The sequence below is a fragment of the Trichloromonas sp. genome, assembly GCF_041583255.1.
GTDB lineage: Bacteria > Desulfobacterota > Desulfuromonadia > Desulfuromonadales > Trichloromonadaceae > Trichloromonas.
Genome location: NZ_JBFHGD010000283.1, coordinates 1 through 3,473, shown reverse-complemented (window position 1 = coordinate 3,473; position 3,473 = coordinate 1). Strand labels below are relative to the sequence as shown.

Here is a 3,473-nt window from a genome sequence, read left to right as displayed (position 1 = left end):
CTGACCGCTTATCTCAACGACCTGCGCATCGGCAAGGCCCGGGAATTGCTGGCCGACGGTCGCCAATCCCTGCTCGAAATCGCTCTGGCCAGCGGCTTTTCCAACCAGTTTCACTTTATTCGCACCTTCAAGAAGCTCACCTCTCTGACCCCCGGCGCCTACCGAAAATCCCTGCGGGCCGCAAACCTAATTTGTCCCCAGGTTCCTACACGAATTTCTGTTGCTTTGCAGCAAACAACCGCTGGAGCAGATCATGGCGTTTCAGAAAAATCTCCGGGCCCAGCATCTGCTGCTCAATAACAAGGTCCTGCTTGGCATGACCCTGGGCGACCTGTCGGCGCAGGGGAGTGAAAAACCGGGGCCATAGCCACACTCCATGGGTGACGTTCGCCGAAAAATCCTTTATCGTTGGAAAAAAATCAACGATAAGGGGTTTTTATGGCCGAAAAACGTCTGTCGACCCAATTCGCACCCGCCGCCCGCGCCGATCGTCGCACCCTGCACCGGCAGGCCGAGCATTTTACCGAGGAGCAGATTTCCTACCACCTGCTCGATGCCGTCCCTTCGGTTCTCGCCATCCTCAACGAACAGCGGCAGATCGTTTACGCCAACAAAGCCCTGCTGACCTTTTTGCAGGTCAGCGACCCAGGCGCCATACTTGGGCAGCGCTCCGGGGAAGCCTTCGACTGCATCCATGCCCGCCGCACCGAGGGGGGCTGCGGTACCACCGAGAACTGCAGCCGCTGCGGCGCCGTGCTCTCCATCCTCAGCGGTCTCGCCGGCCAAAAAGATATCCGCGACTGCCGCATCACCCGCAATCGCAATGGCCGCACCGAATCCCTCGATCTGCAGATCTGGGCCACTCCCCTGGTCTTTGAAGACGAACGCTTCACTGTCTTCGCCGTCGCCGACATCAGCAACGAAAAGCGCCGCCTGGCCCTCGAGCGTATTTTCTTCCACGACATCCTCAATATCGTCGGTAGCATCGGCGGCTTTGCCGAACTGCTGCAGACCTATGAGATGGAGAATCCAAGAGAGATATACGACCTGGTGCGCGGCGCCGCCGATCAGGCCGTCGATGAAATCCGCGCCCAGCGCACCCTGCTGGCGGCGGAAAATGGTGAGCTGCAGATCGAAACCGGGCTTTTATCGTCGCTGGCGGTCATCGAACAGGTCGCCAAGCACTATCGCCTCCATTCCCTGGCCGAAGGCCGGCTGGTCCAGATCGATCCTGCCGCCACCGAAGTCAATTTCTGCAGCGACCGGGTCCTGCTCGGCCGCATCCTCGGCAACATGGTCAAAAACGCCCTCGAAGCCAGTCGCGCTGGAGAAACGGTGACCCTCAGCTGCACCGAAGAGGGGGATCTGGTCGCCTTCAGCGTCCACAACCCCGGAGTCATGAGCGCCGATGCCCAGCTGCAGGTCTTCCAGCGCTCCTTCACCACCAAAGGCGTCGGGCGCGGCCTGGGCACCTACAGTATGCAGATGCTCAGCGGCTATCTCGGCGGCGAGGTGAGTTTTGCGACGTCCGAAGAGGCGGGGACGCGGTTTGTGGGGCGGTATCCCCGAACACCCCTGGCTTGAAATGAAATTCACGTGCCGGAAAAATTCACAACCTTATAAAGGAGTTCAGGTTTTTTTTAGAAGCGGGTTATGCATTGTTCACGCTTCTTCTTTAGGGAAATATCGATTTTTTGGGTTGGCCTTTTATCTAAGACGTTTTCTCCGTTGCCAGTCCCCGAGCCTGGCATGTTGCTCCTCCGCGGGGCAGGGCTTGCTGGTTAAGCATGGTACGGACGCAAGGGCATGCTATCTTGACTTCCCGACCACATTATCCGCACCGGGTGTTTGCAAGAGCGGCGCTTCAGTGCCACTCTTGTTTTGGCCCGTTGTGGGCTGGCTATAGGCAATTGGTTGATTTCGCGTAGAAAATAGGATATAAGAAGCATCTTATAAATGGTTGTGTCCCTTTTTTTCAGCATTCAAGTTTCGGCGGATGGCTAGAGTTTGCTCCGTCTCTACAATACAGGTCTATGGAATCACTGGAATTTTCGGTCGATCATGAACTGCGGCTGACCTCGGTCAATGAGGCGCTGGCCAAGCTTTGCCCGGCAACGGTCGAACATCTCGGTCACTCCCCATACTTCGATGTCCTGCCAAGGATTATCTTTTCCGAACAGGATGTTCTTCGTATGGTCTTACAAAACGGGCGGGCCTTGCACCTGCCAGAGGTGGATTTTCCCAGCTTTTGCGGCACAACTCAGGCCGAAGTGGAGGTCAAACCTCTGGGCGATTGCGGATCGATTTGCGGGGCGCAAGTGCGGGTGCAACGGAAAACCACCTGCGCCATGGTAGAGCGGCTCAACCAGTTTGAACATCTCATCGATATCGGCAAACAGGCCTCTTCCCTGGCGCATGGGGTGCGCAACCCGTTAAATGCCATCAAAGGGGCTGTCGTCTATCTGCAGAGGCGTTATGCTCACGAAAGCGACCTGCTCGAGTTCACAGGTATCATGCAGGATGAAATTACCCGTCTCGATCGGTTCATTACCGATTTTCTCAGTGCCTCCCTCGACGGATCTGACCGGGTTCCCACCGACCTGAATGCCCTGTTGCAGCGGGCCCAGCGCATTGTTTCCCTGCAGGCGCAGACGGCCGGAGTGGTCATTGCTTGTGACTGTCAACCGCTGCCCTTGCTCCCACTCAATATCTTTCAGGTCGAGCAGGCCATTCTTAATTTGCTTAACAATGCTCTCTCGGTCCTAGGCCCCGGGGGGCGCATTCAAATGAGCAGTTCCTTGCTCGTTGACGATCAGACTGTCACAGTAAAAATTTCCGACACAGGTCCTGGTCTGCCCGAGCAGGAAACCGATCCTCTTTCCTATCCTCAGAACGACCGGGCGGAAACGAAGGGACGAGGGTTTGGCTTGTTCCTGTCACGAGAGGTCATGCAGCACCACGGAGGAACCCTCGAAATCCAGAGCAGCCCTGAATCGGGCGCCGTTATTACCCTCAGTTTCCCCGTTCCTGCGGATTCTATTTAGATGACTGGACCCGGGCGCATCCTGATCGTCGACGACGAGCCCAGCGCCCTGAGGGTGTTGTCGGCGATACTTGAAGCGGAAGGGTACGAGGTGCGGCAGGCGCGAGATGTTGAGAGCGCGATTTTGCTGCTGTCCGGAGAGGATTTCGACTCCGTTATTACCGATATGAAAATGGGAGACAAGACGGGCCTTGATCTGTTCGAGTATATCCAAGGCAGTTTTTCCGACCTGCCTGTGATTTTTCTCACCGCCTACGGCACCGTCGAATCAGCCGTTGGTGCCGTGACCCGCGGTGCCTATTACTACTTCATCAAACCTCCTGATTACGCCAATCTGAAGGCAATTCTTAGCAAAGCCGTAGAACAGAGACGGCTCAAGCGTGAACTGGCTGCCCTCAGGGAGCAACTGGCTCAGGGCGGAAACGCCCGG

At 56.7% G+C, this 3,473-nt stretch carries 4 protein-coding genes; all 4 read left to right on the top strand.

Going from position 1 to position 3,473, the window contains the following annotated elements:
* A complete protein-coding gene (locus ABYV89_RS15625) occupies positions 1-300 on the top strand; it encodes a helix-turn-helix domain-containing protein (protein WP_432823862.1) in 300 nt (99 codons plus the stop codon).
* A gap of 138 nt (positions 301-438) precedes the next feature.
* Positions 439-1,584, top strand: a complete 1,146-nt coding sequence (locus tag ABYV89_RS15620; protein ID WP_432823861.1) for a PAS domain-containing sensor histidine kinase — start codon at positions 439-441, stop codon at positions 1,582-1,584.
* A 449-nt stretch (positions 1,585-2,033) separates the two neighbouring features.
* Positions 2,034-3,044 carry a two-component system sensor histidine kinase NtrB gene (locus ABYV89_RS15615; RefSeq protein WP_432823860.1) on the top strand — a complete coding sequence of 337 codons (1,011 nt, stop codon included), beginning with the start codon at positions 2,034-2,036 and terminating at the stop codon, positions 3,042-3,044.
* On the top strand, positions 3,045-3,473 hold a 429-nt coding region (locus tag ABYV89_RS15610; RefSeq protein ID WP_432823859.1), incomplete at its 3' end, for a response regulator. It lies immediately after the preceding gene.

What these genes read in the sequence shown, in the direction of transcription:
- ABYV89_RS15615 (WP_432823860.1), top strand. Translation starts at nt 2,034, where the DNA reads ATGGAATCACTGGAATTTTCGGTCGATCATGAACTGCGGCTGACCTCG.
- ABYV89_RS15620 (WP_432823861.1), top strand. Translation starts at nt 439, where the DNA reads ATGGCCGAAAAACGTCTGTCGACCCAATTCGCACCCGCCGCCCGCGCC.